Genomic DNA, 24910 nt, shown 5'->3' on the forward strand with positions numbered 1-24910 from the left:
TGCCCGCCCGGGACGACCTTGTCACCTCGGCCCCGCCGGGCCGGGCCCCCGGGGCCGGTCCGCGAGGGGAGCCGGGCCCGGTTCGTCGTACGGCGGCACCGCCATGCAGCACCGTACGGCGTGATTGCCCGGCACGTGGTCACCGCGGCCGGGGCGTGGTGCTTGCTCCCGGTGGTGGGTGTTCACGGGCGGGACGTTCAAGGGTCCCCGCCGTGGGGACGGCGGTCTATCCGAAACGGCCGGAGATGTAGTCCTCGGTCGCCTGGACGCTCGGGTTGGAGAAGATGCGCTCGGTGTCGTCCAGCTCGACGAGCTTGCCCGGCTGGCCGACGCCCGCCAGGTTGAAGAACGCGGTCCGGTCCGAGACGCGGGCGGCCTGCTGCATGTTGTGCGTCACGATGACGATCGTGAAGCGCTCCTTCAGCTCGCCGATGAGGTCCTCGACGGCGAGCGTCGAGATCGGGTCGAGGGCCGAGCAGGGCTCGTCCATCAGCAGCACCTCGGGCTCGACCGCGATGGCGCGGGCGATGCACAGACGCTGCTGCTGACCGCCGGAGAGGCCGGCGCCCGGCTTGTTCAGGCGGTCCTTGACCTCGTTCCAGAGGTTGGCGCCCTGGAGCGAGCGCTCGACGATGTCGTCCAGCTCGGACTTCCGGAACCCGCCGTTGAGGCGCAGGCCCGCCGCCACGTTGTCGAAGATCGACATGGTGGGGAAGGGGTTGGGGCGCTGGAAGACCATGCCGACGGTACGGCGTACCGCGACCGGGTCGACGCCGGCGCCGTACAGGTTCTCGTCGTCCAGCATCACCTTGCCCTCGACGCGGCCGCCGGGGGTGACCTCGTGCATGCGGTTCAGGGTGCGCAGGAAGGTGGACTTGCCGCAGCCGGAGGGGCCGATGAAGGCCGTCACGGAGCGGGGCTCGACGGTCATCGAGATGTCGTCGATCGCCTTGTGGTTGCCGTAGTAGGCGGAGAGGCCGCTGACGTCGATTCGCTTGGCCATATCAGTTCACATCCAGAGTGCCGCGTCAGCGGCCGGTCTTCGGGGACTTCCAGCGGGCGATGCCGCGGGCCACCAGGTTGAGGATCATGACGAAGGCGATCAGGACGAGCGCGGCGCCCCAGGCACGGGCGACGGCGGCGTCGGTGCCGACCGCGTACTGCTCGTACACGTAGAGCGGCAGGGAGGACTGGGCGCCTTCGAAGGGGTTCGGGTTGATCAGCTTCGTACCGAACACGAGGAGCAGGACGGGGGCCGTCTCACCGGTGATGCGGGCGATCGCGAGCATGACGCCCGTGGTGATGCCGCCGATCGCGGTGGGCAGGACCACCTTCAGGATCGTGCGCCACTTGGGGACGCCGAGGGCCAGGGAGGCCTCGCGCAGCTCGTTCGGGACGAGCTTCAGCATCTCCTCGGTGGAGCGGACGACGACCGGCATCATCAGGATCGCGAGGGCCATCGCGCCGGCGAAACCGGAGGGGCCGAAGCCCAGGAGCAGGTTCCAGGTGGCGAGGATGAACAGACCCGCGACGATCGACGGGATGCCCGTCATGACGTCGACGAAGAAGGTGACGGCCTTGGCGAGCGTGCCGCCGCCGTACTCGACCAGGTAGACCGCGGTGAGCAGACCGATCGGGGCGGCGATCGCGGTCGCGATGCCGACCTGCTCGATGGTGCCGAGCAGCGCGTGGTAGATGCCGCCGCCGGGCTCGGTGTCGAGGACACCGTTCATCGAGTGGGAGAGGAAGTAGCCGTCGACGACCTGCGCGCCCTCGCTGAGGGTGACCCAGGCGAGGGAGAGGAGTGGGACGACGGCGAGGACGAAGCTGACCCAGACGAGGCTGGTGGCGACGCGGTCCTTGGCCTGCCGGGCGCCTTCGACCTTGGTGGTGACGGCGAACGTGACGAGGACGAAGAACAGCGCGGAGAGCAGGCCCCACTGGACCTTGCTGTGCCAGCCGGCGGCGAGGCCGAGGCCGCAGCCGGCGGCGATGGAGCCGGCCGCGACGGCCGCGGGGGTCCAGCGCGGGAGGCGGGCCTGGGCGAGGGGCGGCTTCGGGGCCGCGGCGGTGCCGACCGGGCGTTCCTGTATGGCGTGGCTCATGAGTTCGCCCCCGAGTACTCCTTGCGGCGCGCGATGATCATGCGGGCGGCGCCGTTGACCAGCAAGGTGATGACGAAGAGGACGAGACCCGAGGCGATCAGGGCGTCCCGGCCGTAGCCGTCGGCCTCGTTGAACTTCGCGGCGATGTTCTGGGCGAAGGTGCCGCCGCCCGGGTCGAGCAGATGACCCGAGATGAGGAAGCTCGGGGAGAGGACGACGGCGACGGCCATCGTCTCGCCGAGCGCGCGGCCGAGCCCGAGCATCGAGGCGGAGATGATGCCGGAGCGGCCGAAGGGCAGCACCGCCATGCGGACGACCTCCCAGCGGGTGGCGCCGAGCGCGAGCGCGGCCTCCTCGTGCATCTTCGGGACCTGGAGGAAGACCTCGCGGGTCACGTTGGTGATGATCGGGAGGATCATGATGGCCAGCAGGATGCCGACGGTGAACAGGTTGCGGGCGAGGCCGTCGCTGGACCTGTCGAAGATGTACGTCCAGCCCAGGTACTGGTCCAGCCAGGAGTTCAGGCCGGCCAGGTACGGGACGAGGAAGATCGCGCCCCACAGGCCGTAGATGATGCTGGGCACCGCGGCGAGCAGGTCGACCACGTACGCCAGCGGCTTGGCCAGCTTGCGCGGGGCGTAGTGCGAGATGAAGAGCGCGATGCCGATGGCGACCGGCAGGGCGATGGCCATGGCGATGACCGACGAGACGATCGTGCCGAAGGCGAGGACGGCGATGCCGAAGACCGGCGGGGTGCCGGCCGGGTTCCACTCGAAGGTGGTGAAGAAGTTGGCGCTGTCCTGCGAGATGGCCTGGGCGGCGCGGTAGGTCAGGAAGACCGCGATCGCGGCCATGATCACGAGGAGCGTGATGCCGGAGCCGCGGGACAGACCGATGAAGATACGGTCGCCGGCGCGGCCGGTGGACGTGGAGGGCCGGCGGCGCTCTCCTATGTCGGGTGTTTCGGGTGTGGTCGTAGCCATCTGAATTCTCCGGTCTGCGGAGCCGGTACGCGTCTCACGCGGGTGGGCGCGGCGTTCGGGCTCCTGGCGGCGGTGCACCGGATGCCGGGGGCGGCCTCTGCTGGTCTCCGTGGAGGCGGGAGAGGCCGCCCCCGGCGTGGGGTCAGGACAGGGTCGGGACGATCTCGCGGACCTTGGCCGCGATCTCGGCCGGGAGCGGGGCGTAGCCGGCGTCGGAGAGGATCTTCTGACCCTCCTCGCTGGCGGTGTAGTTGAGGAAGGCCTTCAGGGTCGGCAGGGTGTCGGCCTTGTTGCCCTTGTCGCAGGCGATCTCGTACGTGACGAGGAGGATCGGGTACGCGCCCTCGGCCTTCGTCGTGTAGTCGAGGGACAGGGCGAGGTCGTTGCCGGTGCCCTTGATCTTCGCGGCGGCGATGGCCTTGGAGGCGGTCTCGGCGTTGACCGGGACCGGGGCGGAGGCGCCGGTGTTGATGCTGACCGTGCTGAGCTTGTTGGCGGTCGCGTAGGAGAGCTCGACGTAGCCGATGGAGCCCTCGGCGCCCTTCAGCGCGGTGGCGACACCGGAGTTGCCGTTGGCGGCCTGGCCGTTGGGGGCGGGCCACGACTTCGTCTTCGGGTCGTACTTCCAGTCGGCCGGGGCGGTGGTGCTCAGGTACTTGCCCAGGTTCTGGGTGGTGCCCGACTCGTCCGAGCGGTGGAAGGGCTGGATGGTGCTGTCCGGGAGCTTGGCGCCCGGGTTGAGCTTGGCGATCGCCTGGTCGTTCCACTTGGTGATCTTCGTGTCGAAGATCTTCGCCAGGGTGGGGGCGTCGAGGACCAGGTTGTCCACGCCGTTCAGCTTGTACGCGATGGCGATCGGACCGCCGACCATCGGGAGGTCGATGCCCTTGCCGCCCTTGCAGATCTTCTGCGAGGCGGCGACCTCCTCCTCCTTCAGCGCGGAGTCGGAGCCGGCGAGGGCGACCTGGCCCTGGTTGAACTTGGTGATGCCGGCGCCGGAGCCGATGCCCTGGTAGTTGACCTCGACACCCGCGCAGGCGGCCTGGAAGTTCTTGACCCACAGGTCCATCGCGTTCTTCTGCGCGCTGGAGCCCGCGGCGAGCAGCTGGCCCTTGGCGTCGTCGCACTTGATGTTCGACGCGGCGGCGGAGGTCTTGCCGCCCTTCTTGGTGGGCTCGCTGTTGTTGTCCGAACCACACGCCGAGAGGACGAGCACGCCGGAGACGACGAGGGCACCGATCGCGGAGGCGCGAAGCCCGTTCTTGCGCGAAAGCTTCACTTTCGGGTGTTCCTTCCAGAAGCCGCCGTGCCGTGGACCTTGGTGTCCTGAACGTATCCGTGGCGGCGTGGGTCGGGTGGTGGGGTGCGGTTCCGGTTTGGGGCCGGGCACCTCGTACGGCCGAAATTAGGCAGAACAGGTGAAGCGGCCCATGGAAGAGAGTGAACGGCAAGTGAACCGTGCCGGAAGGTGAGGTGCGGGGATGTGGATCAAGGTGCCGTGCCGCCGACCGTACGCCACCGGGTGTCGCCGTACGCCACCGTGCGCCGCCGGGTGCCCCATGTACCGCGCACGCCGGGTGCCCCGGGCATGACAGTGCCGCCGGGCCCGCGAGGGGCACCGGCGGCACGGGGGGTGGGTCGGATCAGCTCGGGACGGCGTCCACGTGGATCACCCGGGCGTTGAGGTCGCACCAGACGGTGGAGGTGCCGCCCGAGACGGCGCGGTTGCCGAAGTGCCGGTACTGGTATCCGTTGTCGGTCCGCTCGCAGTCGACGTACGCGGTGAACGCGCCGCCGGTGCAGGTGACCGAGGCGCCCTTGTGGCCGGCGCTGCCGGTGACCAGCCGGGCCGAGCAGCTGAGGTCGGCCGCGGTGGCCGGGAACGCGGTGGCCGACAGGCCGCCGACGGCGAGACCCAGGGCGAGGACGGCTCCGGCGGCACGCTGGCGGATGTGCATGGAAAACCTCCCGTTGTACGACGAGGTGACCGCAATCGTCACCAAGAGGAACGTAGGGGGCGTTCTTCCGTTACGTCAGCAAACCCGGGGAAAGTTGGCGAGTGGACGCCATGACCTGCTGGTCAGCCGGCCGATGCGGTACGCAGCGCCTCGTCCAGCAGGGCACGGTCGCGCGGCTGGGTGAGGCGGGCGCGGGCGGCGGCCGGCGGCAGCCAGACGACCGTGTCGACCTCCCGGTCCGGTGCGAACGTGCCGCCGAGGGCCCGGGCCACCCAGTAGGTGACCTCCTTCGGCTGCCCGTTCACCAGGTAGCGCACGACGGGCAGGCGGGCGCCAAGCGTGCAGGACTGGCCCGTCTCCTCCAGCACCTCGCGCCGCGCGCACGCCGCCAGCGTCTCGTTCCGCTTCCGCTTCCCCTTCGGCAGCGACCAGTCGTCGTATTTCGGCCGGTGGACGAGCGCGACCTCGACGCCCTCGCCCCCGCCCCCGCCCTCCCCGTTCCGGGCCCGCCGCCACAGCACCGCGCCCGCGGCCAGGATCACGGGGCCGGTGGCGCTCACCGCACCGGCGCCGTCGTCCGGGACCAGGCGCGCTGGAAGGCGAAGCGGGCGGCCTCGACCTCGTGGCGCTGGTCGGCGTGCAGGACCCCGAGGGCGTACGCCGTCGCCGGGGCGATCCGCGGGGTACGGGCCGCCGCGGAGGCCGCGGCGGCGGCTTCGGCGGCGTCGCGGTGCCGGTCCAGGGCGCGGGCCGCCTCGTACAGGACCGGATCGGGTACGCCGTCGCCGCGCAGCACCTCGGCGGCGTACCGGTGCAGCCGGAGCAGGCCGCGGGTCTGGTGCCAGGGCGCGTCCTGCGACTCGCCGGCGGTCAGGCCGAGGGCGGCGGCGTTGTACGGGGCGGCGGCCCGGGCCAGCGGGAGGACGCCGACCGCGTCGCGCAGCCGGCGTTCGACGACGGCGGCGGGCGCGTCCAGGACCTCGTCGGCGCGGGCGGCGCCAGCCGGGCCGAGCGGCACCTCGGAGGCGAGCAGCGCGACGGCGTCGGCGACGGCGTGGAAGCGGGCGGAGCCGAGCGCCTGGAGGGCGGCGGAGTGGGCGCGGGTCCGGGCGAGGGTGAGCTGGCGTTCCAGGAGGGCGCCGGCCCGGGCGGCGCCGACGGTGAGCCCCCGGCTGCCCTCCGGGTCCCCGCCGGCCCGGGCGGCGGGGACGGCCGCCGTCGCCGCCGTACCGCCGCCCGCCAGCCGGGCCAGCGCGTCGGCCAGCCGGACGAGCCGGGAGGTGCAGGCGTGTTCCAGGGCGAGGGTGCCGGAGAGCCAGGCCAGCTCGGCGCGCAGCTGGTCGGCCCAGGCGGGGTCGAGCAGGGGGCGGTAGGTGTGCAGGGTGCCGCTGATGCGGCGGGCCGCCGCCCGCAGGGTGCGGGCGGCCTCCTCGGCGCCCCCGGTGCCCGCGCCGCTCTCGGTGTGGAGCCGCAGTCCGCGCAGGAAGTCGGCGGAGCGGGCGTGCAGATAGGGGGCGAGGACCTCGCCCGCGGTGGCGTCCGGGGGAAGGTCCCTGGGGACATCCCGGGGGTCCCGGGGGCCCAGGGGGTCCGGGGCGACGCCCTGGGGGGAGTCCCGTACGACGTCCTGCGTGGGGTCAGGATTGGGCACGCCGGCGCCTCCGCGCGTCGATGAGCATCTCCTGGACGTGCCGGAGCGGACGGCCCTCGGGATCGGTCGCGTGCCGCGTCCAGTTTCCGTCGGCGCCCAGGTGCCAGGAGGTGGTGGTGTCGGACATCCCGGTCTCCAGGAGCCGGGTGAGGGCGGCCCGGTGGCCGGGGTCGGTGACCCGGACCAGGGCCTCGATACGGCGGTCGAGGTTGCGGTGCATCATGTCGGCGCTGCCGATCCAGACCTCGGGCTCGCCGCCGTTGCCGAAGGCGAAGATCCGGGAGTGCTCCAGGAAGCGGCCGAGGACCGAGCGGACCCGGATGTTCTCGGACAGGCCCTCGACGCCGGGGCGTACGGCGCAGATGCCGCGTACCCAGATGTCGACGGGCACGCCGGCCTGGGAGGCGCGGTAGCAGGCGTCGATGACGGCCTCGTCGACCATCGAGTTGACCTTGATCTTGACGTACGCGGGCCGTCCGGCGCGGTGGTGCGCGACCTCTTTGTCGATCCGGGAGACCAGGCCGTCGCGCAGCGACTTGGGCGCGACGAGCAGCCGCCGGTAGGTCTCGCGCCGCGAGTAGCCGGAGAGCCGGTTGAACAGGTCGGACAGGTCGGCCCCGACCTGCGGGTCGGCGGTGAGCAGGCCGAGGTCCTCGTACAGGCGTGCGGTCTTGGGGTGGTAGTTGCCGGTGCCGACGTGGCTGTAGCGGCGCAGGACCTCGCCTTCCTGGCGGACCACGAGCGACAGCTTGCAGTGCGTCTTCAGGCCGACGAGGCCGTAGACGACGTGACAGCCGGCCTCCTCCAGCTTGCGCGCCCACTTGATGTTGGCCTGCTCGTCGAAGCGGGCCTTGATCTCGACGAGGACGAGGACCTGCTTGCCGGACTCGGCGGCGTCGATGAGGGCGTCCACGATCGGCGAGTCGCCCGAAGTCCGGTACAGCGTCTGCTTGATGGCGAGGACGGCCGGGTCGGCCGCCGCCTGCTCCAGGAACGCCTGGACGGAGGTGGAGAAGGAGTCGTACGGGTGGTGCAGCAGCACGTCCCGCTCGCGTACGGCCGCGAAGATGTCGGGCGCGGACGCGGACTCGACCTCGGCGAGGTCGCGGTGGGTGCCGGCGACGAACGTGGGGTACTTGAGCTCGGGCCGGTCGAGCGAGGCGATGCCGAACAGGCCGGTGAGGTCGAGCGGTCCGGGCAGCGGGTAGACCTCGGAGTCGGAGATCTTCAGCTCGCGGACCAGCAGGTCGAGGACGTACGGGTCGATGGACTCCTCGACCTCCAGGCGCACCGGCGGGCCGAAGCGGCGCCGCATGAGTTCCTTCTCCAGGGCCTGGAGCAGGTTCTCGGCGTCGTCCTCCTCGACCTCCAGGTCCTCGTTGCGGGTGACCCGGAACATGTGGTGGGCCAGCACCTCCATCCCCGGGAACAGCTCTTCCAGGTGCGCGGCGATGACGTCCTCCAGCGGGACGTAGCGCTCGGGCGAGGCCTCCAGGAAACGGGAGAGCAGCGGCGGGACCTTGACGCGCGCGAAGTGGCGGTGGCCGGTGACCGGGTTGCGGACGACGACGGCGAGGTTGAGCGAGAGCCCGGAGATGTACGGGAAGGGGTGGGCCGGGTCGACGGCGAGCGGGGTGAGGACCGGGAAGATCTGCTGCCGGAACAGCGTGAAGAGGCGCGCCTGTTCCTTCTCGGTCAGCTCGGGCCAGCGGATGAGGTGGATGCCCTCGTCGGCGAGCGCCGGGGCCACGTCCTGCTGGAAGCAGGCGGCGTGCCGGGCCATGAGTTCGCGCGAGCGCGTCCAGATCAGGTCGAGCACCTCGCGCGGCTGGAGGCCGGAGGCGGAACGGGTGGCGACGCCGGTCGCGATGCGGCGCTTCAGGCCGGCGACGCGGACCATGAAGAACTCGTCGAGGTTCGAGGCGAAGATCGCGAGGAAGTTCGCTCGTTCGAGGAGCGGCGTCGCGGGGTCCTCGGCGAGTTCGAGGACGCGTTCGTTGAAGGCGAGCCAGCTGCGTTCACGGTCGAGGAAGCGCCCCTGGGGCAGCTCGCCGGCCTCGTCGTCCTCGTACGCGTCGGGGTCGGCGTCGAGGTCGGGGGCGAGATCGCTCACGGGGCCGCTGCGCACGGCGTGCGGCCGGTGCGCGGCTATGGAGCCCAGGGAAGGCTGGGCCGACGGAGCGGGCGCGTTCGTCGGAGTCGTGACCGGTACCTCGGCGGGCTGCTGGCTCATGACCCCATTCTTCCGCGTGAAGGGGTGGTCGGGCGCGTCGGAGCGGGCCGTGGGGGAGGGCAGCCTCCCCTTGGGGAGGGCGCGGGCGCGGACGGGCACGGTGCGCTTCATTGCGTGAGCGTCGCAAGCGCGTCTGAATGGCCGGTAACGGGGACGTGACGTGCGGGAATCGGGGGCCGGGCTCGTAGGGCGGAAAAAAGGGGGGACGGGCCCGCTTCCGTGCGGGCCCGTCCCCCCTTCTCCGTCGGCCTGATCGCCTACGGCAACCGGGAGCGCAGGACACGGAAGGCGGCGAGGAGCGCGAGGGCGGCGAGGGCCAGCAGGATGCCGGTCTCGACGAGCTGGAGCGGCCAGAAGTGACTCTGCGGGTGGACGTCGGCGTAGTCGGTGACGCCGCCCTGGCGGGTCAGGCAGCCGGCGTCCCAGCGGCAGTCCTCCAGGCTGACCTTCTGGCCGGAGGACGTGAGCATGCCCTGTTCCAGGGTCCAGGAGCGGTCGGAGCGGTCGGAGCGGCCGAGAGCGGTCCCGGTGAGGGTCTCGGTGGGCCACAGCAGGTGCCGGTATTTGACGAAGGCGAGGATCACGCCGCCGGTGAGCAGGGCGGAGGTCAGCAGGGCGGGCAGGGTACGGCGGATCAGCAGGCCGACGAGAGCGCCGAGCGCGAGGCCGAAGAGCGTGGCCGCGACGGGGACGGTGCCGGGCAGGGAGGCGTAGACGGTGGGGTCGTACCAGGAGCTCGGGTAGTCGGCGTCGGGTGCGTCGTCCCAGGACCACCGGAAGACCAGGTTCACGACCACGACGAGCACGACGGTGATCACGGCGGACGCGGTGAGCTTGGCGGCGAGCCAGCGGGCCGGGGAGGCGGACTGGGTCCAGGCCAGTCGGTACGTGCCGGTCTCCAGTTCGCGGGCGACGAGCGGGCCCGCCATGTAGCCGGCGACGGCGGCGGGCAGGAGGAGCAGGCCGAGCCCGACGCGCTCCGTGAGACGGCTGGCCAGCAACTGGGCGTCGAAGTACTCGCGCGCCAGCTGGTAGCAGTCCGGGTCCCGGGTGTCCTTGACGCAGTCGGCCGTCTTGAGGACGTTGACGGCGTGGCCGGACCAGTAGACCGAGAAGAGCAGGACGGCCACCGCGACGGCGGCGAGGGCGATCACCCCCCAGACGGTCCAGCGGTGCTGGCGGGCCGTCACCTTGGCGAAGACCAGGAGGGAAAGTTTCCTGGGCGAAGGGCCCTTGGCGGCCGGGGGCGGGGCCGTTTTCGCCGGGCTCGTCAGGGTCGGGGCGCTCATGCGGCGGCTCCTTCGGGCGTGGCGGAGGCCGCGCGGAGGTGGGCGAGGACGAGTTCTTCGAGGGACGGCTCGGAGCGCTGCCAGCCGTCCGGGACGGGCGCGCCCTCGATGCGGACGAGCGCGGTGAACTGACGGCCCGTCGTCGCGGTGTCGACCACGGTGTACGGGGAGAGGTCGGCGTCCTGGGCCGGGCCGGCGAGCACGGTGTGCGCGTCGAGCAGGTCGTCGACCGCGCCCGCGAGCCGGATCCGCCCGTCGTGCAGGAGCAGCAGGTGGTCGCAGGCGTCGGCGAGTTCGGCGAGGATGTGCGAGGACATGACGATGGTGGTGCCGTGCTCGGCGGCGTCGGCCATCAGCAGGCCCATCAGCTGGACGCGGGCGAGCGGGTCGAGGTCGGCCATCGGCTCGTCGAGGAGCAGGAGTTCGGGGCGCTTGCCGAGGGCGAGCGCGAGGGCGAGACGGGTGCGCTGGCCGCCGGAGAGCGAGCGGACCGTGGCGTTCGGCCGGAGACCCGGGTGGTCGGCGACGGCGAGTGCGGCGTCGGCGTCCCAGCGGCCGGGGTTGAGGGCGCGGCCCAGGTCCAGGGTCTCGCCGACGGTGAGCTGGGGGTAGAGCGGGCGGTCCTGGGCGACGTACGCCATCCGCTCCCGTTCCGGCGTGCTGATCGTGCCCTCGGTGGGGCGGAGCAGGCCGGCGGCGAGGGTGAGGAGGGTCGACTTGCCGGCGCCGTTGGGGCCGGCGAGGGCACAGACCCGGCCGGCGGGCAGGTCGAAGGAGCAGTCGCGCAGGGACCAGGGGCGGCTTCTCCCGCCGTACCGCAGCCCGAGTCCGTCTGCCGCCAGGGCGATCCCTCCGGTGCTGTGCCGGGTGTGCTCGGCGGTCACGCGTCCCCCTCGAAGTATTCGTTCAGTACGGATGTGAACAAGGCCGCCACGTCCTCCCGCTCCAGCCCCTCCGCGCGCGCCCGGCGGGCCCAGCCGGCGAGTTCGCCGCGCAGCGGCGAGTCGGCGGGGGCGGCGGTGCCGAGGGTGGCTCGGACGAAGGTGCCCAGGCCCCGGCGGGCCTCGACGAGGCCTTCGCGTTCGAGCTCGCGATAGGCCTTGAGGACCGTGTTGGGGTTGATGGCGGTGGCCTCGACGACCTCGCGGGCCGTGGGCAGCCGGTCGCCGGGGGCGAGGATGCCCATCCGGAGGGCCTGGCGGGTCTGTTGGACGATCTGGAGGTAGGTGGCGACCCCGCTGCGCCGGTCGATGCGGTAGGCGAGCACGCGCTTGCACCACCCTTTCACTAATCAAGTAGTGAAAGGGTGGTGGAAAACAGGGGGCGGTGTCAACCGCCCCCTGTGTGGGCCGAGTTCGGCTGCCCTGATCTGCCCCGGTTGGAGTGGATCAAGGTGGTGTCAGGTCAGGCCAGGTCAGGACTCCGCGCGGTACATCAGGTCCACCTCGTGCGTACGGAAGCCCAGCCGCTCGTAGACCGTCACCGCCGCCGTGTTGTCCGCGTCGACGTACAGCATCGCCGTCGGCAGCCCCTCGCCCGCCAGGTGCCGCAGGCCCGTCGCCGTCAGCGCCTTGCCGAGGCCGCCGCCCTGGGCGTCGGGCAGCACGCCGACCACGTACACCTCGCCCAGCTGCTCCTCGGCGTGCACCTTGGTCCAGTGGAAGCCGACCAGCCGGCCGTCCTTCTCCGCCAGGAAGAAGCCCTTCGGGTCGAACCACGGCTCGGCCATCCGGTCGTCCAGGTCGCGCTGGGTCAGCGAGCCCTGCTCCGGGTGGTGCGCGAACGCGGTCGCGTTGACGGACAGCCAGGCCGTGTCGTCCGCGCCGGGCGAGAAGGTGCGGATGGTGACGCCCTCGGGCAGCACCGGATCGGGCAGGTCGAGCGGCACCAGCGGGCGGCGCAGCTGGCGCAGCTCGCGGAACAGGGTCAGGCCGAGCACCTGGGCCAGGTGCCGCGCGGCCGGCTTGCCGCCGTGCGCCCAGACCCGCAGCCGCTTGCCGGTCGCGTCGAGCAGCGCCAGGCCGAGTGCCCGGCCGTGCCCGCGGCCCCGGTGCGCGGGGTGCACGACCAGCTCGGCCGCGGGGGCCTCGACCGGGTCGGTCTCCTCCAGCTGCGCGTAGCCGTAGAGGTCAGGGCCGACGGTGAGCAGGAGGTGACGGACGCCCTCGCGCCGTCCGTGGCGCAGGTAGAGCCGCCCCTGCTCCGACACGGCGTGGACGCCGTCGGCGCGGTCGGCGGCATCGAGCAGCTCCAGGGTGTCCCGGACCTGCTCGGGGCTCAGTTCTTCGTGGGTGGTGATCTGCCGACCGGGTTCGAGGGCCGGCGCCGCGTCAGACGTCATGGTGACGAGCCTACGGGGGGCGGGCGCGGGCCTGTGGGAGAAAGCCCCGAGACTGTCAGGTGCGAGGCGACCCGGGAGAGGCGGCCCGTGAGATGAATGGCAACCACCTCGTAACCGGTTCCCCCCTGTTGCGCTACGCGCGTTGACCTTAGGCTGCGCGAGCAGCAGCGGATTCGTACAGAAAACTGGGGAAAGATGGCAGGGACTAGGAAGCAGAACAGGACCGGGCGGCGCATTCTCGCCGCCGGTGCGGGCCTCGCCACCGTCGGCGCGCTGGTCGCCGCGATGCCGGCCGGCGCGGCGCAGGACACCGCCGCCGGGCAGGGCGGCACCAACGGCAAGGGCTGGGGGCGGATGGTCGACGTCCAGCTGCTCTCCTTCAACGACCTGCACGGCAACCTGGAGCCCCCGGCCGGTTCGTCCGGCCAGGTCAGCCGGGTGAAGCCGGACGGCACCACGGAGAAGATCGACGCCGGCGGCGTCGAGTACCTGGCCACCCACCTGCGCCAGGCCCGCCAGGGGAACCGTTACTCCATCACCGCCGCCGCCGGTGACATGGTCGGCGCCTCGCCGCTGCTGTCCGGTCTCTTCCACGACGAGCCGACCATCGGCGCGCTCAACGGCATGGACCTGGACGTCACCTCGGTCGGCAACCACGAGTTCGACGAGGGCGCGGCCGAGCTGTCCCGCCTGCAGAACGGCGGCTGTCACCCGACCGCCGGCTGCTTCGACGGCGGCAAGAAGTTCGGCGGCGCCGACTTCCCGTACCTCGCCGCCAATGTGACGAGCGAGAAGACCGGCAAGCCGCTGCTCGACCCGACCTTCGTGTGGGAGAAGGACGGCGTCAAGATCGGCTTCATCGGCGTGACCCTGGAGGGCACCCCGAACGTCGTCACCGCCGAGGGCGTCAAGGGCCTCAAGTTCGGCGACGAGGTCGAGACGATCAACAAGTACGCGAAGATCCTGGAGCGGCAGGGCGTCAAGTCCATCGTCGCCCTGGTCCACGAGGGCGGTCTGCCGGCCTCCGCGAACTACGACTACGACTGCGACAGCCCGGTCGCGGGCGGCGGTGTCTCCGGCCCGATCACCGAGATCGCCAAGAACGTCGACCCGCAGGTCGACGCGCTGGTCACCGGTCACACCCACAACGCGTACGTGTGCACCATCCCCGACCCGGCGGGCAAGCCGCGCCTGGTCACCTCGGCGGCGTCGTTCGGCCGGCTCTACACCGACACCACGCTGACGTACGACCGCGCCACCAAGGACATCGTGCGCACCGCCGTCGACTCGGCGAACCACGCTGTCACCCGTGACGTGCCGAAGGCCCCGGACATGAGCCGCCTCATCGGCCAGTGGCAGGACCTGGCGGCCCCGATCGCCAACCGCCCGCAGGGCTGGATCGCCGCCGACATCAACGGCCGCGGCTCCACGGCGTACGAGAAGCCGCTCGGCGACGTGATCGCCGACGCGCAGCTGGCGGGCCTGGCCCCGGCCGGCAAGGGCGGCGCGCAGGTGGCCTTCATGAACCCGGGCGGCATCCGCGCCGACCTCGTCCACAAGGCGTCCGGCGCCGAGGGCGACGGTGTGGTGACCTATGGCGAGGCCTTCGCGGTGCAGCCGTTCACCAACATGATGAACGTGGTCGACCTGTCCGGCGCCGACCTGGTCGAGGCGCTGAAGCAGCAGGTCAGCGGCTCGAATCTGAACGCGGTCAAGATCCTCCAGGTCTCCAGGGGCCTGACCTACACGCTCGACATGACCAAGTCGGGCGCGGACCGTGTGGTGACCGGCAGCATCAAGCTGAACGGCGAGGCGATCGACCCGTCGAAGAGCTACCGCGTCGCGATGAACGAGTTCCTCGCGGGCGGCGGCGACGGCTTCGCGGCCCTCGCGAAGGGCACCAACAAGCTGGTCGGCGCCTCGGACCTGGACCTCTTCAACGAGTACCTGGCGGCGAACTCCTCCGCCACCGCGCCGCTCGCGGTGCCGGCGGCCGACCGCATCACGGTCGTCCGGTGAGCAGTTCGCGAGAGGCAGTTCGCGGGAAGCGGTAAGCGGTAAGCAGTAACGGTTCGAATCCGCCGCACCGCGCACACGTGCGTGAACGGCGGAAAGGGCGGTCTCCGTATCCACGGAGGCCGCCCTCTTTCGTGTGAGCTTTCGGGGAGCCCGTACGCGCCCGTACGCGCCCGTACGGGCGGGGAAAGGCGTTCAGCGGACCGCCTGGACGTTGTCGGCGGCCGTCGACCACTCGACGCCCGCCATGGGCCGGATGTGCGCGATGCGCACCACCCGCCCGTCGGCGTGCGGTTCGTGGGTGACGGCGAGCAGGAGGCCCTCCTTGCCGCTCGGAATGTCCCGTACCAGCGTGTTGACCAGCGGATGCTGCTCGTGGCCGGCGGCGTCGACCGGGTGGCCGGGCGCGCTCGGCAGACCGGCGGCGGCACGGTGCACGAACTTCTCCCACCCTCGCGCCGCTCGGTCGCGCAGTGCGCGGCTCGGCGCACAGGGGCAGGGATCGGCGGCGGTCATGGCGGCGTTCCTTTCCGAGGACATCCGTGGGGCGCGGATGGCTGATAGTCATTCAACGGGGGTACACCGACCTGGAGAGCGCCTCATGCTGGGCACGTCGTTGAATGCGTTGAACGCCAGGGAGCTGGGATGGGACGCACGCCGAACACGGCCCTCGTACGCGTGATGGCCGAGGCCGACTGGGGAAACGGGCAGCTCGCCCGCGCGGTGAACCGCGCCGGGGCCGAGGCCGGGCTGACGCTCAGCCATTCCGCCAGCACGGTCACCTACTGGCTGCGTGGCTCCCTGCCGAAGAAACCCGTCCGCCCGGTCGTCGCCGAGGCCCTGTCCCGGCGGCTCGGCCGTCCGGTGAGCTGCGCGGAGCTGGGGTTCGTCCCGTCCGACGGCGTGGCGGGAAGTGGTACGGGTGAGGGCGACGACCCGGCGGCCACCGGCACGCGCGGCCTCGCCGACCTGGCCCGGAAGGACATGGACCCCTCGCGGCGGGGCGTGCTCACCGCGGGCCTGTACTCGGCGGCCCTGACGGTGCCGGGGTTCGGCGACAGCGGCGCCCCGCCGGACCTCGCGGCGGAGGAGGTCACGGCCGGCCGTACGGTGCGGATCGGCTCCGGCGAGGTCGCCACCGTACGCACGATGACCCAGCACATCGCGATCATTTTGGACGACCTCGGCGGCGGCCACGCCCGCCCGATGGCCGCCGCCTTCCTGACGAACACCGTGCTGTCCTGGCTGCGGGCCGACGCCACGGCGGCGGTGCGCCGGGACATGCAGGCCGCCGCCTCCGACTTCGTCTATCTGACGGGGTGGATGGCGATGTACGAGCGGGCGCACGGCCTCGGACAGCGCTACTTCGTGCAGGCGCTGGAGCTGGCCCGGGACGCCCAGGACCACCTCACGTACTGCCGGACGCTGCGCGGGATGGCGCTCCAGGCGGCGAATCTGCGGTACGGGCGGCGGGCCCTGGAGTACGCGGACTCCGCCGCCGAGGCGGCCCCGGTCGCCGGGCCCCGTCTGGTGGCGTTCCTGCGCGGGCAGCAGGCGCACGGCGCGGCCCTGGTGAAGGACCGGCGGCAGGCGTTCGGGCGGCTGCGGGAGACGGAGGCGGCACTGGCCCGGGCCGACGGCCGCAACGACGCCGTGGGCGGCTACGACCAGGCCGCGTACCACTTCCACGTCTCGCACGTGCTGTACGAGCTGGGCGACCTGCCCGGCTCGATCACCGCGCTCCAGCGGTCCAACCGGGTCCGGTCCCCGCACGAGCGGCAGGGCCGGGTGCACGCGCACGGGGTGCTCGCCGCGCGGCAGTGGGAGCGGGGGCACGTGGAGGCGGCGTGCGCGACCTGGGACCGGTTCCTGGACGACTACACCGCCCTGTCGACCGCGCGGGGCGACGAGCACTTCGCGGTGCTGCGCGGGCATGTCGCGGCGAAGCCCCGGAGCCGGGTGGTACGGACCCTGGGGGAGCGGGCGCGGGTGGTCGCGGAGCAGAAGAGCGCGGCCTGAGGCGGGACTTTCGAAACTTTCCCTGGCCCCGGCGGCCGCCGACGGGGGGTCAAGCCCGTTCCTGTGCCGCGCGGGCACGGTCGCACATGCGCAGCATCAGCTCTTCCGCCTCCTTCTCGGATCCGGCTCCGTCACGGACCGGTCCGTAGTGCATCTCGATGAACACGGTGCCGACCCGGGCCCGCCACATCAGATGGGGGCCGACCTGGCTCGGGTCGGCCATCTCGCCGTCCTTGACCCGGTAGCCGGCGGACGCGCTCTGGTCGCCCACAGCACGGCCGGGGACGGGGGTCTCCTTCCCGCCCCCGGGGTTCGACCCCCGCCGGGTCTCCGCGGCGAACCCCTCGGCCGCGGTCGCCGTGTCCGGGCAGGCGTACGTGTCGAACCGGACCTTCAGGTCGGTGTGCCCGTCGGCGTCCCGGGTCTGGGACTCGTACTCCGCCTGGGCGTTGACGCACGTGGTTCCGTCGCCCGTGAGGCCCGCGGGCTGTGTGGTCTCCCAGGGGCCCGGCAGGTCGGTCAGCCCCGGCAGCATCCGCTCCGCCTCGGCCGGGCTCAGCGCCCGTGTCCGGCCGTCCTTCCGGCCCTGGCTTCCCTCGTTTCCGTCGTTTCCCGGGGTGGTGCCGACCAGCTGCACCACGCCGTAGACGAGGAGGGCGGCCGTCACGACGAGCGCGGCCGCCAGGCCCAGCAGTCCGGCGGTCGTATTCGGTTTGTTGACGGTGATCGGGCCGAGCGAGATCTGACTTCCGCGCATTCTGGTGCCGCTGACCGTCACGACGTTCGTCATCCCGGTGTGGGTCGTCGACACGTTCAGGCGTGTCGCCAGGACCTGCCGGAAGGCGGGGTCCGCCCCCAGTTCCTCCTGGAGCACCCGCTCGGCCTCCCGCCGGGCGTCTTCGTCACCGGGCGCGGCCTCCAGTCCGGTCAGCGCCGCCTGTCCCCGCGGCGTTGCGGCCAGCCGCTCCCGCACGAGCCGGACGGCCGTGCCGGCGGCCTCCTGCCCGATGCTCGTCACCGCGCCCGTGAGCAGCGCGATCGCCAGAGCCGCGAGTTCCGTCTCCACACCAGCCCCCCGTACATCCCGGATCGCTTCCGAAACCCGGTTGTTCCCGTCCTGGCGGGAGGAACACACCCCTCCGGTCCCTCTCCCGCCGGGCGAGGGACGGGGAGCCCGGCATGGTGGAGGAAGGTGAGACCTAGGACCGGCGCCCGATGGCATATGCCCGATCGCTGGCTACGCTCCAGCGCGACGGATTCCGCGTGACGGCGCAGCTCACCTGAGGAGTCGACAGGATGTCAGCGATCTCGACCGCGCATATGCGCATTGCCCGCCCCTCCCGTGACCTGGAGTCGGCACGCCGCTTCTGGGTCGCGGGGCTCGGGCTCGACGTGCTGTACGCGCACGAGGCGGACGGCGGCGAGCGGCAGCATTCGCTGCTGATGGTCGGCTGGCCGGACGCCGGGTGGCATCTGGAACTGACCCGGGACCCCGCCGCCCCGCTCGAACCGACGCCGACCCCCGACGACCTGCTCGTCGTCTACCTGGCCGGGCCCGTGCCGGACGCGCTGGTCGAGCGGCTCCTGGCGCACGGCGGCACGCGGGTGCCCGCGCACAACCCGTACTGGGACACCTGGGGCGTCACCGTCCAGGACCCGGACGGCTACCGCCTCGTGCTCTGCACCCGCTCCTGGTCCCACTCCTGACGGCCCCCGGCCCCCGGCCTCACACCTCCGGCGGCGGGGTCGGGGCGCCCGGGAATCGGAGGGTGGCCACGGTGCCGCCGCCGTCCGCCGGGGTGAGGGCGACGGTGCCGCCGGCCTGCCCGACGGTCCGGGCGACGATCGACAGGCCGAGCCCCGAGCCGGGCAGGCTGCGGGCCGACGGGGAGCGCCAGAAGCGGTCGAAGACGTGCGGGAGCTCGTCGGCCGGGATGCCCGGGCCGTGGTCCCGTACGGTCAGCTCGCCGCGCATCAGCCGGACCTCGACGGTGCCGCGCGGCGGCGAGAACTTCACCGCGTTGTCGAGGACGTTCACCAGGGCCCGTTCGAGCCCGGCGGGCTCCGCCCGTACGTACCAGGGCGCCAGGTCCGTCTCGAAGGTCAGCTCCGGTCCGCGCAGCCGGGCCCGGTCCAGGGCCGAGCGCAGGATGGTGTGCAGCGGCACCACCTCCAGCGGGCCGGGCGGGGCGGCCTCCGGCCGGGCCAGTTCCTGGAGGTCGCCGACCAGCGACGCCAGCTCCGTGAGCTGGGCCTTCACCGAGGCCAGCAGGGCCCGCCGGTCGTCCGGCGGCAGCGCGCGGCCGGTCTCGTCGCTGCGGGCGAGGAGTTCGATGTTGGTGCGCAGCGAGGTGAGCGGGGTGCGCAGTTCGTGGCCCGCGTCCGCGATGAGCCGGGCCTGCCGGTCGCGGGAGGTGGCGAGCGCCGCCGTCATCGCGTTGAACGACCGCGAAAGCCGGGCGATCTCGTCCTCGCCCTCCACCGGGATGCGGACGGTCAGGTCCTCGGTCGCCGCGACGTGTTCGACCGCGCCGGTCAGCCGGTCCACGGGCGCGAGCCCGGTGCGCGCCACCCACAGTCCGGCCGCGCCCGCGCCGAGGACCCCTATGCCGGAGACGACGAGCAGTACCCAGCCCAGGGTGGACAGCGAGTTGTCGATCTCGGACAGCGGCCGGGCGAGCGAGACGGCGAGGCCGGGCCGGCCCGGCTGCTGCTGGTAGGTGTAGACGCGCATCTGGCGGCCGTCGGCGTCCCGGGTGGTGTGCAGGGTGTCCGGGATGAGGCCCTGCGCGACCCGGAGGTCCGCCGCCTGCACGGGGATGGCGGCCCGGCCGGAGGTGCAGGCGGTGCCGTCGGGCAGCACGACCTGGACGGTGTACGGGGGGAGCGGGGGCACCGGGCTCTCGGTGCGGCAGCCGGCGAGCACCAGGTTGACGTACGCGTTGTCGACCTTGCTGCCGCGCAGCGACGCGTCCAGCTCGTGCTCCAGCTGGGCCCGGGCCACCAGCCAGCACGCGAGCGACACGGCCGCCACCGCGACCGCCACGGCGAGCGCGGTGAGCAGGGCGAGCCGGGAGCGCAGCGGGCGGGACCGGAACCAGACGACGGGGCCGGTCATACGGCGCCGGCACCCCCGCCCGTACCGCCGGCACGCAGGACGTATCCGACGCCGCGCACGGTGTGCACGACCCGCGGCTCGCCGCCCGCCTCCGTCTTGCGCCGCAGGTACATCACGTATACGTCGAGCGAGTTGGAGCTGGGCTCGAAGTCGAAGCCCCACACGGCCTTCAGGATCTGCTCGCGCGTGAGCACCTGCTTCGGGTGCGCCAGGAACAGTTCCAGGAGCGTGAACTCGGTCCGGGTCAGTTCCACCGGCCGGCCGTCCCGGGTCACCTCGCGGGTCGCCAGGTTCATCCGCAGGTCGTCGAAGGCGAGGACGTCGCCCCCGCCGGCCGGCTCGGCGGCCGCGGCGGCCCGGGCGGCGGCGTACGCGCTGCGCCGCAGCAGCGCCCGGATCCGGGCGAACAGCTCGTCCAGCTCGAACGGCTTCACCAGGTAGTCGTCCGCGCCCGCGTCGAGGCCGGTGACCCGGTCGCCGACCGTGTCGCGGGCGGTGAGCATGAGGATCGGCACGGTCGAGCCGGCCGCGCGGATCCGGCGGGCGGCGGTGAGCCCGTCCATGCGGGGCATCTGGACGTCGAGGACGACCAGGTCGGGGGCGTACGCCTCCAGCTTGGCGAGCGCGTCGAGACCGTCGACGGCGTCCTCGGTCCCGTATCCCTCGAAGGCGAGGCTGCGGCGCAGCGCCTCGCGCACCGCCGGCTCGTCGTCGACGATGAGGATGCGCTCGGTGCCGCCGCTCTCGGCCTCGGCCCGCTGACCCGCTTGCTGTCCCGGGTGCTGCCCCACGATGCCACTCATGGGGCCAGCGTCCCACGTGTCCGTCCGTACGCCCGCCCAGGTGTCCGTCACGGGATCAGACGCTGCCGCCCCCGCGCAGGGCGGGCAGATCGGCCTTGAGGGTGTCGACCGGAATCGCGAATCCGAGACCGACACTGCCGGCGGCTCCCGAACTCCCCGCGCTCGTGGGCGAATACATCGCCGAATTGATGCCGATGATCCGGCCGTTCATGTCGATCAGCGCGCCGCCGGAATTCCCGGGATTGAGCGAGGCGTCGGTCTGGATCGCCTTGTAGGTGGTCTTGGAGGAGCCGGTGTCGCCGTTGAACTGCTGCCCGCCGAATTCGAACGGCCAGCCCTGCCGCGGGTTCCACTGCTGCCCCTGCGAGCCGTCCTGGCCGCCGTCCTCGCGGGCGACGGTCACGTCCCGGTCGAGCGCGGAGACGATGCCACTGGTGACGGTGCCGGTCAGGCCCTCGGGGGAGCCGATGGCGACGACCTGGTCGCCGACCCGGAGGCCCGAGGAGTCGCCGAGGGTGGCGGCCTTGAGCCCGGACGCGCCGCGCAGCTTGATCAGCGCGAGGTCCTTGGCGGGGTCGGTGCCGACGACCTCGGCGGTGTACGTCTTGCCGGTGCTGAGCCGGACGCTGATCGTCGAGGCCCCGGAGATCACGTGGTTGTTGGTGACGATCTCGCCGCCGGAGGTGATGATCACGCCGGAGCCGGTGGAACGGCCGCCGGAACCGCTCGCGGAGATCTCCACGATGGACGGGGAGACGGCCTGGGCGACCCCGGCGACCGTGCCCTTGCTGCCCGAGGCGACCGTGGTGCCGTCCACCGGGCTCGGCGCCGCCGCGGTGATGCCGGGCGTGTCGTCGGTCCACCGCTCGATCAGGGTCGCGGTGCCGCCGCCGACCGCGGCCGCGGCGATCGCGACGGCGGTCAGCAGGCCGACGCCGCGCCGCCGGGCCCGCCGGCGCGCGGCGGGGGCGTGGGCGGTGTGCTGCTCGTGCGCGCCGGGGGAGGCGAACGGGTCGTGGGGCGGCAGGGGCGGCCGCGGCGGCCAGGACGGCTGCGGCTGGGGCTGCTGCTGCGGCTGGTGCTCCGGGAAGTCCGTCATGGGTACGACTCTCCGGGCCGTACATGAGAACCGTCTGAGGACGTGGTGAGAAGCCCGACAGAACCCCGTATGCCCGAAATAAAGGCCCACCCGGGCCGAACCGCGGCCCGGGCTTCCTCAGGTCACGCGCGAGGTCACTCGCAGCCGCAGGACCGGCGCACGATCAGCGCCGACGGGAACTGCCGCACCCGGTCGCGCCGCGACCCCGCCACCCGCAGCGAGTCGTCGAGCACCAGGTCCACCGCCGCCCGGGCCATCGCCGGCCGGTCGGAGTAGACCGTGGTCAGCGGAGGGTCGGCCAGCCCGGCTTCCTTGACGTCGTCGAAGCCGGCCACCGCCAGCTCCTCCGGCACGTCGATGCGCAGTTCGCGGGCGGCCCGCAGCACGCCGAGGGCCTGGTCGTCCGTCGAGCAGAAGATGGCCGGCGGGCGGTCCGGCCCGGACAGCAGGCCGAGCGCGACCTTGTAGGCGTCGTAGCGGTTGTACGGGGCCTCGAAGAGCCGTCCCTCGACCGAGCGGCCGGACTCGATCATGGCCCGCCGCCAGCCCTCGACGTGGTCGGCGACCGGGTCGCCGATGGACGGGGTGGTGGGGACGCCGCCCAGGCACGCCACGTACGGGTGACCGTGCTCCAGGAGGTGCCGGGTGGCGAGCTGGGCGCCGCCGATGTCGTCGGTGACGACCGCGACGTCGTCGATCGCCTCGGGCCGCTCGTGCAGCAGCACGACCCGGGCGTCCCACGCCTCGATCTCGCTCGCCGCCTGCTCGCTCATGCCCTGGCTGACCAGGATGAGCCCGGAGACCCGCATGCCGAGGAAGGCGCGCAGATAGTGGATCTCGCGCTCGGTGCGGTAGTCGGAGTTGCCGACCAGGACCATCTTCCCGCGCGCGGCGGCGGCCTGTTCGACCGCGTGCGCCATCTCCGCGAAGAAGGGCTGGCGCGCGTCCGGGACGATCATGCCTATGAGGTCGGTGCGCCGCGACGCCATCGCCTGGGCCACCCGGTCGGGGCGGTAGCCCAGCTCCTTGATGGCGGCGAGGACACGCTCGCGCGTGGCCGGGGCGACCGGCCGGGGTCCGTTGTTGATGACGTAGCTCACGACCGCGGTCGAAGTCCCCGCCAGTCGCGCCACATCGTCCCGCGTCACCTTGGCCACGCGCGGCAGTCTACGCGGGGTGACCTTGGTTCCGGCAGGTCGCGTCCACCCCGTGGCCACCGCACTGTCGCGCGGGCGGCCCGCCGGGCGTCACCTCGGCGTTCCCGGAGGCTCCCGGGGGCTTCCCGGCGGTACCGGGCGGTGCCGGGCGGTCCCGGGTGGGCCTTTGGCGGTCCCGGTCAGCGCTCCCGCGCGGCCTCGGCCGGGCCGCGGTCCCGGCTCGGGGGCTGGGCCCGGGTCCGGGTCTGCTCGGCGCGCGCGGCCCGGTTCTCGGCGCGCGCGGCCCGGTCCTCCGGCTTCTCGGCCGTGACGAAGCGGTAGCCGACGTTGCGTACGGTCCCGATCAGCGACTCGTGCTCGGGCCCGAGCTTCGCCCGCAGCCGCCGTACGTGCACGTCGACCGTGCGGGTGCCGCCGAAGTAGTCGTACCCCCACACCTCCTGGAGCAGCTGCGCGCGCGTGAAGACCCGGCCCGGGTGCTGGGCCAGGTACTTGAGCAGCTCGAACTCCTTGAAGGTCAGGTCCAGGACCCGGCCCTTCAGACGGGCGCTGTAGGTGGCCTCGTCGACCGACAGGTCGCCGTTGCGGATCTCCATGGGGGAGTCGTCCGTGTCGAGCTGCCGGCGGCCGACGGCGAGCCGCAGCCGGGCCTCCACCTCGGCCGGGCCGGCCGTGTCGAGCAGCACGTCGTCGATGCCCCAGTCGGCGGTGACGGCCGCCAGGCCGCCCTCCGTCACGACGAGGATCAGCGGACAGCCGGGGCCGGTGGAGCGCAGCAGCTGGCACAGCGAGCGGATCTGCGGCAGGTCGCGCCGCCCGTCGACGAGGATCGCGTCGGCGCCGGGGGTCTCGAGCAGGGCCGCGCCCTCGGCGGGGGCCACGCGCACGTTGTGGAGCAGCAGGCCGAGGGCGGGCAGCACCTCGGCGGAGGGCTGGAGGGCGTTGGTGAGCAGCAGCAGCGAACTCATCGCGTCCCACCTCCCCGGGTTCCTGGGGCGGGCCGCGGGGGCGTCGGCCGGCTCGCCGCGCGGCCACGGCTGCGGCTGCGTCGGCGACGGTCGTGCGGGGTTCGCTCGTCCATGACGTCGGTTCCTCCTCGGTCCGTGCGAGGACGTCTGCGGGTGCGTCCGCGGGTGACGTGGGGGTCGCCCGACGGGGTGGCTCACGTAGGGGGTGCCTATGGCTCTCGCGCCCGAGAGCGTTTGTTCATCCGCCTGTAACAAAGGACCGGAAACACAAAAGGACCCGGGGGCTGCGATGCCCGGATCCTCCGCCAGCACAATAGCCCACATGAGTTCCGAGGCAGAGGGCCGATTTCACATGGTGGATGTTTCCTCGCTCACTTCCCGTACACCTTCCGGACCGCCGCGCGGTGTGCTCCGGACCGGTCTGCGGACCGAGGACGGTGTCCGGATCGAGGCGGTTTACGAAGCGGCCACTCCCAGTGTCACCGATACGGCCGTCGTGGTCGCCCACGGGTTCACCGGCTCGGCCGGCCGGCCCGCGGTGCGGCGCGCCGTCCAGGCCTTCCGCGCCCACGCCAACGTGGTGTCCTTCTCCTTCCGCGGCCACGGCGGCTCCGGCGGGCGCACCACCGTCGGCGACCGCGAGGTGCTCGACCTGTCCGCCGCCGTCCGCTGGGCGCGCGGGCTCGGCCACGCGCGCGTGGTGACGGTCGGCTTCTCCATGGGCGGCTCGGTCGTGCTCCGGCACGCCGCGCTGGAGCGCGGGACCGGCGCGCGTACGGACGCGGTGGCCGCCGTCAGCGCCCCCGCGCGCTGGTTCTACCGGGGGACGCCGTCCATGCGCCGGGTGCACTGGGTGGTGACCCGGCCGGTCGGCCGGCTCGTCGGCCGCTACGGGCTCCACACCCGGATCGACACCAAGGAGTGGGACCCGGTGCCGCTGTCGCCGGTCGAGGCGGTGCCGCTGATCGCTCCGACGCCGCTCCTTGTCGTGCACGGCGACCGCGACCCGTACTTCCCGCTCGATCACCCGGACAGCCTCGTCGCGGCGGCGGCCGCGTCGGGCGGCACGGCCGAGATGTGGCTGGAGCGCGGCATGGGCCACGCCGAGAACGCGGCCGACGACGAGCTGCTCGACCGCCTCGGCGCCTGGCTGGTCCGGCCATAGCCCAT

Annotated in this window: 23 protein-coding genes; 4 read left to right on the forward strand and 19 right to left on the reverse strand. The window is 72.7% G+C overall.

Translation table 11 applies throughout. The annotated features are described in order from the left end of the window. Positions 1–226 precede the first annotated feature (226 nt). From pstB to mshD, 12 genes are all read right to left on the reverse strand, one after another. On the reverse strand, positions 227–1003 hold the full coding sequence (gene pstB / locus ABZ693_RS15140) for a phosphate ABC transporter ATP-binding protein PstB (RefSeq protein WP_359876555.1): 777 nt from the start codon (positions 1001–1003) through the stop codon (positions 227–229). A gap of 25 nt (positions 1004–1028) precedes the next feature. Then, entirely contained in the window at positions 1029–2105 is a 1077-nt protein-coding gene (pstA, locus tag ABZ693_RS15145; RefSeq protein WP_359876557.1) for a phosphate ABC transporter permease PstA, read from the reverse strand. After that, positions 2102–3088, reverse strand: a complete 987-nt coding sequence (gene pstC / locus ABZ693_RS15150; protein WP_359876559.1) for a phosphate ABC transporter permease subunit PstC — start codon at positions 3086–3088, stop codon at positions 2102–2104. The genes pstA and pstC overlap by 4 nt, the downstream gene beginning before the upstream one ends. A gap of 142 nt (positions 3089–3230) precedes the next feature. After that, complete coding sequence (gene pstS / locus ABZ693_RS15155) at positions 3231–4367, reverse strand: phosphate ABC transporter substrate-binding protein PstS (RefSeq protein ID WP_359876561.1); 1137 nt, start codon at positions 4365–4367, stop codon at positions 3231–3233. A 364-nt stretch (positions 4368–4731) separates the two neighbouring features. Next, positions 4732–5088 carry a hypothetical protein gene (locus tag ABZ693_RS15160; protein WP_359876563.1) on the reverse strand — a complete coding sequence of 119 codons (357 nt, stop codon included), beginning with the start codon at positions 5086–5088 and terminating at the stop codon, positions 4732–4734. Between the two features lie 80 nt (positions 5089–5168). After that, entirely contained in the window at positions 5169–5606 is a 438-nt protein-coding gene (locus ABZ693_RS15165) for an NUDIX hydrolase (RefSeq protein ID WP_359876565.1), read from the reverse strand. Beyond that, positions 5603–6631 (reverse strand): CHAD domain-containing protein, encoded by a 1029-nt coding sequence (locus tag ABZ693_RS15170; RefSeq protein WP_359876728.1) that lies wholly within the window; start codon positions 6629–6631, stop codon positions 5603–5605. The genes ABZ693_RS15165 and ABZ693_RS15170 overlap by 4 nt, the downstream gene beginning before the upstream one ends. 52 nt (positions 6632–6683) lie before the next feature. Further along, positions 6684–8930: an RNA degradosome polyphosphate kinase gene (locus ABZ693_RS15175; protein ID WP_359876567.1), complete on the reverse strand. Its 2247-nt coding sequence runs from the start codon at positions 8928–8930 to the stop codon at positions 6684–6686. 257 nt (positions 8931–9187) lie between these two features. Then, a complete protein-coding gene (locus ABZ693_RS15180; RefSeq protein WP_359876569.1) occupies positions 9188–10219 on the reverse strand; it encodes an ABC-2 membrane transporter-related protein in 1032 nt (343 codons plus the stop codon). Further along, a complete protein-coding gene (locus ABZ693_RS15185) occupies positions 10216–11103 on the reverse strand; it encodes an ATP-binding cassette domain-containing protein (RefSeq protein WP_359876571.1) in 888 nt (295 codons plus the stop codon). Before ABZ693_RS15185 ends, ABZ693_RS15180 begins: the two co-directional genes overlap by 4 nt. Then, positions 11100–11486 carry a GntR family transcriptional regulator gene (locus ABZ693_RS15190; protein ID WP_359876573.1) on the reverse strand — a complete coding sequence of 129 codons (387 nt, stop codon included), beginning with the start codon at positions 11484–11486 and terminating at the stop codon, positions 11100–11102. The genes ABZ693_RS15185 and ABZ693_RS15190 overlap by 4 nt, the downstream gene beginning before the upstream one ends. Before the next feature lie 147 nt (positions 11487–11633). Next, complete coding sequence (gene mshD, locus ABZ693_RS15195) at positions 11634–12560, reverse strand: mycothiol synthase (RefSeq protein ID WP_359876575.1); 927 nt, start codon at positions 12558–12560, stop codon at positions 11634–11636. 195 nt (positions 12561–12755) lie between these two features. Between mshD and ABZ693_RS15200 the strand changes: the two genes are divergently transcribed. Continuing rightward, positions 12756–14579: a bifunctional metallophosphatase/5'-nucleotidase gene (locus ABZ693_RS15200; protein WP_359876577.1), complete on the forward strand. Its 1824-nt coding sequence runs from the start codon at positions 12756–12758 to the stop codon at positions 14577–14579. A gap of 192 nt (positions 14580–14771) precedes the next feature. Here ABZ693_RS15200 and ABZ693_RS15205 read toward each other — a convergent pair whose 3' ends face one another. Then, positions 14772–15092 carry a hypothetical protein gene (locus ABZ693_RS15205; protein WP_359876578.1) on the reverse strand — a complete coding sequence of 107 codons (321 nt, stop codon included), beginning with the start codon at positions 15090–15092 and terminating at the stop codon, positions 14772–14774. Positions 15093–15221: 129 nt separating this feature from the next. Here ABZ693_RS15205 and ABZ693_RS15210 point away from each other — a divergent pair, with 129 nt between their 5' ends. Further along, complete coding sequence (locus ABZ693_RS15210; RefSeq protein ID WP_359876580.1) at positions 15222–16595, forward strand: NsdA family TPR-like regulatory protein; 1374 nt, start codon at positions 15222–15224, stop codon at positions 16593–16595. A 49-nt stretch (positions 16596–16644) separates the two neighbouring features. Here the strand turns inward: ABZ693_RS15210 and ABZ693_RS15215 are convergent, their stop codons facing one another. Next, on the reverse strand, positions 16645–17661 hold the full coding sequence (locus ABZ693_RS15215) for a hypothetical protein (protein WP_359876581.1): 1017 nt from the start codon (positions 17659–17661) through the stop codon (positions 16645–16647). Positions 17662–17891: 230 nt separating this feature from the next. On the opposite strand from ABZ693_RS15215, the gene ABZ693_RS15220 reads away from it, so the two are divergent. After that, complete coding sequence (locus tag ABZ693_RS15220) at positions 17892–18302, forward strand: VOC family protein (RefSeq protein ID WP_359876582.1); 411 nt, start codon at positions 17892–17894, stop codon at positions 18300–18302. Positions 18303–18321: 19 nt separating this feature from the next. On the opposite strand, the gene ABZ693_RS15225 is transcribed toward ABZ693_RS15220, so the two are convergent. The 5 genes from ABZ693_RS15225 to ABZ693_RS15245 all read right to left on the reverse strand — a co-directional run bounded on the left by ABZ693_RS15225 (position 18322) and on the right by ABZ693_RS15245 (position 23740). Beyond that, a complete protein-coding gene (locus ABZ693_RS15225; RefSeq protein ID WP_359876583.1) occupies positions 18322–19713 on the reverse strand; it encodes a sensor histidine kinase in 1392 nt (463 codons plus the stop codon). Further along, entirely contained in the window at positions 19710–20516 is an 807-nt protein-coding gene (locus ABZ693_RS15230; protein ID WP_359876585.1) for a response regulator transcription factor, read from the reverse strand. The genes ABZ693_RS15225 and ABZ693_RS15230 overlap by 4 nt, the downstream gene beginning before the upstream one ends. A 55-nt stretch (positions 20517–20571) precedes the next feature. Next, the gene (locus tag ABZ693_RS15235; RefSeq protein ID WP_359876587.1) at positions 20572–21615 is read right to left on the reverse strand and encodes a S1C family serine protease; all 1044 of its coding nucleotides are present in this window, start codon (positions 21613–21615) and stop codon (positions 20572–20574) included. Positions 21616–21749: 134 nt separating this feature from the next. After that, positions 21750–22772 carry a LacI family DNA-binding transcriptional regulator gene (locus ABZ693_RS15240; protein WP_359876588.1) on the reverse strand — a complete coding sequence of 341 codons (1023 nt, stop codon included), beginning with the start codon at positions 22770–22772 and terminating at the stop codon, positions 21750–21752. Between the two features lie 179 nt (positions 22773–22951). Next, positions 22952–23740 carry a response regulator transcription factor gene (locus ABZ693_RS15245; protein ID WP_359876590.1) on the reverse strand — a complete coding sequence of 263 codons (789 nt, stop codon included), beginning with the start codon at positions 23738–23740 and terminating at the stop codon, positions 22952–22954. Between the two features lie 322 nt (positions 23741–24062). Here ABZ693_RS15245 and ABZ693_RS15250 point away from each other — a divergent pair, with 322 nt between their 5' ends. Beyond that, complete coding sequence (locus tag ABZ693_RS15250) at positions 24063–24905, forward strand: alpha/beta hydrolase (RefSeq protein WP_359876592.1); 843 nt, start codon at positions 24063–24065, stop codon at positions 24903–24905. Positions 24906–24910: the final 5 nt, after the last annotated feature.

Origin of the sequence: Streptomyces laurentii, assembly GCF_040635425.1 — a bacterium.
GTDB classification, from domain to species: domain Bacteria; phylum Actinomycetota; class Actinomycetes; order Streptomycetales; family Streptomycetaceae; genus Streptomyces; species Streptomyces laurentii.